Here is a 4,683-nt window from a genome sequence, read left to right on the forward strand (position 1 = left end):
CTTCCGATCTCGGTCGTGTACGCCAGCACCGACGCCATGTACCTGGCCACCTCGTCGTGGAGCGACCAGGTGGCCGAGGGACAAGGGAGCAGCCCCGCCGCCGTTACCGACATCCACGGATTCTCGCTGGCCGATCCCACCGCCCCGCGCTACCTGGGATCGGGCTCGGTCCCGGGCGTGCTGACCGACCAGTACGCGCTGTCCGAGTACGGCGGGGTTCTCCGCGTCGCGACCACCGTCGGCCAGGCCTACGCCCCAGTGCCGGGGGCGGCCTCGCAGGACCAACAGGTGGCGCCGGCGGTGGGCACGTCGGACAACCTGGTCACCGTGCTGCAGCCGTCCGGCGGGGCGCTGGTCCCGATCGGCCAGGTCAGCGGGCTGGGCCGCGGAGAGCGGATCTACGGAGTCCGCTTCCTCGGCAGTCTCGGGTACGTGGTGACCTTCCGCCAGACCGATCCGCTGTACGTCATCGACCTGTCCGACCCCCGTCATCCCGCCTTGCAGGGCCAGCTGCAGCTGACCGGCTTCTCGGCCTATCTCCACCCCCTCGGGGGCGGGCGGCTGCTGGGCCTGGGCCAGGAGACCGACCAGGGCGGGGACGGCGTCCAGGTCTCGGTGTTCGACGTCTCCGACCCCACCCACCCTGCGCTCGACGCCCGCAGGTACTTCGGGTCCAGCTACTCCACCGCCGAGCACGACCCCCACCAGTTCCTGTGGTGGCCGGGCCGGGGTCTGGCGATCATCCCCGTCCAGCAGTACGCCGCCGGTCAGAGCTTCACCGGCGACATCGTCCTGCGGGTCAACCCGGACGGGTCGCTGACCGAGGTCGGCCGCATCAGCCAGCCGGCGCCCCCGCCCCGGGCCGAGCCGAGCCGGCCCGAGCCGGCGCAGTCAGGAGCGGCGGCAGCGTCGGCCGCCGCACCGGCCCCGGCCGCAGGTGGGACGATGATGGCGCCGAACTACGGCACGGGGATCGAACGGGCGCTGATCGTGGGTGATCTCATCTACACGGTGTCGGACGGCGGTGTGATGGCCAGCGACATCGACTCACTGGACCAGGTGGCGTGGATGCCCTTCCCGTCGGGGCAGTGATCCACGGGTGAGCGACACCGGGGCGGCCGTAGGTGACCTCCGGGGGGACGTGGCCCTGCTGGGCGACGTCGCCGCCGGCCGGCCCGAGGCCGTACACCGGCTCCTCGACACCGTGGCCCCGGTGGTCTACGGATTCCTCCACGCGCGCGTGGGCGGGAACGACGCTGCCGCCGAGGACCTGCTCCAGGAGACCCTGCTCGAGGCGGTCCGGTCGGCAGCGGGATACCGGGGGGACGCCGCCCTGTCGACGTGGCTGTGCGCCATCGCCCGGCACCGGCTGGCCCGTCATTACGAGCGGGAGCGGCGCGACGAGGTGGCCCGCTCCGGGCTGCGCCTGGTGGCGGACCTCGACACAGTCCGGCCGGACGACGAGCTGGAGACGCGCGACGAGGTCGTGCGCGCCCTCGGGCGGCTCTCCCCGCTCCACCGCCAGGTGCTGGTGCTCAAGTACCTCGACGGGCTGCCGGTGGAACAGATAGCCGAGGAGCTGGGCCGCACCCGGGTGCAGGTGCAGTCGTTGCTGCAGCGCGCCCGCGACAACCTGCGCCGAGAGCTGGAGCCGAACTCAGATGACTGACGTCCCGCCCCCCGACCCCACCGAGGAGCTGCTGCGGGGCGCCGACCGGCCCCGCCCGCTGCCGCCGGACCTGCGGCAACGGTTGGCCGACCGGCTGATGGCAGCGGAGGGAGCGGGTACTGCGGACATCACCGGCGCCCGCCCGCTGCCGACCGACCTGCGGGCCCGCCTCGCGGACGCCCTCCCCTCGCCTGCGGGCCCGGCGGAGGACATCGATGGAGACGACGGTGATGCACCGTCGCGGGGACCGCGCCGGGCACGGCGGTGGGTCAACCCGGCGTCCGCAGTGGCGGCGGCGCTCCTGGTGGTGGCGGCGGTGGTGGGGCTGTCGGTACGGGGCGGCGGGTCGAACAACCAACCGACCGCAGCGAGCAACGGCGCGTCAAAGAGCGCCCGGGCGGCGACGCCTCAGCTCTCGGCGTCACCGAACCAGCCGGCCGCCAGCGCCGGGAACGGCGGCGGGGCTGCCAGCGGAGGGAGCAGCAGCAGCAGCGGAGCCGGCCCGACCGGCCTGCCCTCGACCGGAGCGGGGGTGACGGGCGGAGAGGGAGGGGCGGCGGCAGGCGGGACGCAGCCCGCCGCCGCGCCGGCTGCTCTCCCGCCGTCGGTCTCCGGTGTCGCTCCCGCCAGCGGGCCGGCGGCGGGCGGGACGTGGGTGATCGTCACCGGCCAGAACCTGGGACCGGCAACCGGCGTGCGGTTCGGCACTGCCCCCGCCCGCCAGCTGGTCGTCGTCTCGGCCACGGAGCTGCGGGCCCTTAGCCCGGCTCACTCGGCAGGGACCGTCGACGTCACGGTCGTGACCGCCGGCGGGGCCAGCGCCGTGTCACCGGGGGACCGGTACACGTTCCTTCCCTGAGCCGGTCTCAGCCGCCGGAACCGGCCTTCTTCAGCTGGCCGAGGCCGCCGTGGAAGTCAGTGTCGTCGCCGAAGCCCAGCCGGACCCAACCGGGCCGCGGTCGCCGCGGCGGCTGGAAGACCGGTCTGCCGCTGGAGGCGGACGCTCCCGGGGACGGCGTGGTGGTGGGACCCTCTGCAGTGGGATCGGCACGGGACGGACCCGGGGCGGTGGTGGTCGTGGTGACGGGGGCCGCCTCGGGCTCCGGTGCCGTCAGCTGCGTCGAGGAGGTCGGCGGCCCGGAGGCCGACGAGACCGTCACGGGACCGCCGGGCGACGGGTCCGGCGCGGCCCCTTGGGGTCGGGCCTGCGGCGGGTCCACTGCGCCGGATAGCTGCAAGGGAGGGGCTTGCCCAGGGCGGACGGGCGCGCCCGAGACAGCCGGAGGCGCCGGAACGGTGACCGCCGAGGCGGGGGGCGTGGCCGTGGGAACACCGAGGGCCCCGACCACGACCGCCGTCCCGACCGCACCAGTGGCCGTGCCCAGCACCGCGGCGGCCCGCCCGGCAACCTGACCCAGCCCGGCGCCGCCGGACGCGGGCGCCCCCAACGCGGTGTGGCGCAACCATCCCAGGAACGGCACCTGGGCGGCCCATGACAGGGGCCCCGTGATCCCGCGCAGGCGCCCGATCGACACCTCCAGGAAGGCCCGCACGACCTGAGGATCGAACTGGCTTCCGGCGTGGGTCGTGAGCTCGCGGCGCGCAGCGGCCACGCTCATCGGCATCTTGTAGGAGCGGGACGCGGTCATCACCTCGTAGGCGTCGGCCATCGCCACGATGCGGGCCCCGTAGCTGATCTCCCGACCCCCCAGCCCGTGCGGGTAGCCCGAACCGTCCCACCGCTCGTGGTGCTGGACGATGACCTGGGCCCACTCGCCCAGCCACGGCTCCAGGGGTGCGGCCAGGCGGGCGCCCTCCTCGGGGTGACGGAGAATGGCCTCCCATTCGTCGGGCTGGAGCTGGCCGGGCTTGTTGAGGATCCGCGGGGACACGTGGATCTTCCCGATGTCGTGCAGCAGGGCCGACCAGCGCAGGCGGTCCAGATCGTCCGGCGCCATCTTGAGCTCGGCAGCGAGGACCTCGGTCAGGGCCCGGACCCGCTCGGAGTGACCGCGCGTCCGGCGGTCGTGGGCGTGGAGGGCGCCGACCAGCTCGACGATCCGCACCGCCGCCAGGGCGGGCTCGTCGGCGACGCCATGGAGCTTGGCGTCCTCGATCCGGGCGTGGAGGTTCCGGATGCTGCCGGCCCGCCGGGCCACCGCCACCCGCCGCGGGGCGTGGTCGGGGAACAGGAGCGACAGCTCCAGGAGGGCGGCAAGGGGCAGAAGGTGGCGGGCCAGCCGGTCGACCACCAGGAGAACCGAGGTCGACAGCACCACGAGCGTGATCCAGTCGGCGGCCTCGATCCACGCGCCCCCCGGGGACGGGAGCACCCGGCTCAGCCCCAGCGAAGCCCCCACGGCGGCGCCGACCGGTAGTGCGTAGGCCAGGGCCGACACGAGGCGGGCGAGGGCCCGCCGACGCGGCCACCGCCTCTTCGGGTCCTCCTGAGTCGTTTTGGCCATCACATCCTGTTTGCGTGAGGTGGACCGCGACGCGGTACCCGACCAGCCGTGGCCGACCGATTACGTCGCGTGAATACTGCACCGCGGAGCGGGTCGAAGTACATGGGCTCGCGGAGCCATTCGCGCTGACCTGACTAGGCCATTCGACAATGGTGTTCTAGCCACCCCCGCGCAACGGGTGTGCATGAGCCTCGCGCGTCATCCCGACCCACCTGACTAGGCCATACGACGCTTCTGTTATGGCTATCCAGACCCGACAAATGAGCGATTCGGGCCATAGCGGACCGGCCGCAGGGGTCCTACTTTGAGACTCGACTTGCCGATGCGCGCGCCGGATCATTGTGAGGCGCTCCTGTACGTCCACCCGGCGGCTGAGCAGAACATCCGAGGCACGAGTTGAAACTGCGAAGAATCCTCGGGCTGATCGCACCGACTCTCGTCGTCGGCGCCCTGGCCGCCCTCCCCGCCGCCGCCCACCCGGGCAACGGGAAAGGCCACGGCGGAGACACCAGCGGTACAGCCGTCACCACGGCCGGCGGCGGCGCCCGA

General features: G+C 73.6%; 4 protein-coding genes. 3 read left to right on the forward strand and 1 reads right to left on the reverse strand.

Features of this window, described 5'->3' with window-relative positions:
* From VFW24_07045 to VFW24_07055, 3 genes are all read left to right on the forward strand, one after another.
* The coding region (locus VFW24_07045; GenBank protein HEX5266511.1) for a beta-propeller domain-containing protein at positions 1 to 1,092 on the forward strand (1,092 nt) is incomplete at its 5' end.
* A gap of 7 nt (positions 1,093 to 1,099) precedes the next feature.
* Positions 1,100 to 1,669 carry a sigma-70 family RNA polymerase sigma factor gene (locus VFW24_07050; GenBank protein ID HEX5266512.1) on the forward strand — a complete coding sequence of 190 codons (570 nt, stop codon included), beginning with the start codon at positions 1,100 to 1,102 and terminating at the stop codon, positions 1,667 to 1,669.
* Entirely contained in the window at positions 1,662 to 2,528 is an 867-nt protein-coding gene (locus VFW24_07055; GenBank protein ID HEX5266513.1) for an IPT/TIG domain-containing protein, read from the forward strand. Before VFW24_07050 ends, VFW24_07055 begins: the two co-directional genes overlap by 8 nt.
* Before the next feature lie 7 nt (positions 2,529 to 2,535).
* Here the strand turns inward: VFW24_07055 and VFW24_07060 are convergent, their stop codons facing one another.
* Positions 2,536 to 4,134, reverse strand: coding sequence for an HD domain-containing phosphohydrolase (locus tag VFW24_07060; GenBank protein HEX5266514.1), 1,599 nt, complete (start codon positions 4,132 to 4,134; stop codon positions 2,536 to 2,538).
* Between the last annotated feature and the right edge of the window lie 549 nt (positions 4,135 to 4,683).

Source organism: Acidimicrobiales bacterium (genome assembly GCA_036273495.1).
In the GTDB taxonomy this organism is placed as follows: Bacteria; Actinomycetota; Acidimicrobiia; order Acidimicrobiales; family JAJPHE01; genus DASSEU01.

Bases quoted from the DNA above. Each gene is read 5' to 3' on its own strand.
- VFW24_07055 (HEX5266513.1), top strand. From the start codon at position 1,662: ATGACTGACGTCCCGCCCCCCGACCCCACCGAGGAGCTGCTGCGGGGC.
- VFW24_07060 (HEX5266514.1), bottom strand. From the start codon at position 4,134: ATGGCCAAAACGACTCAGGAGGACCCGAAGAGGCGGTGGCCGCGTCGG.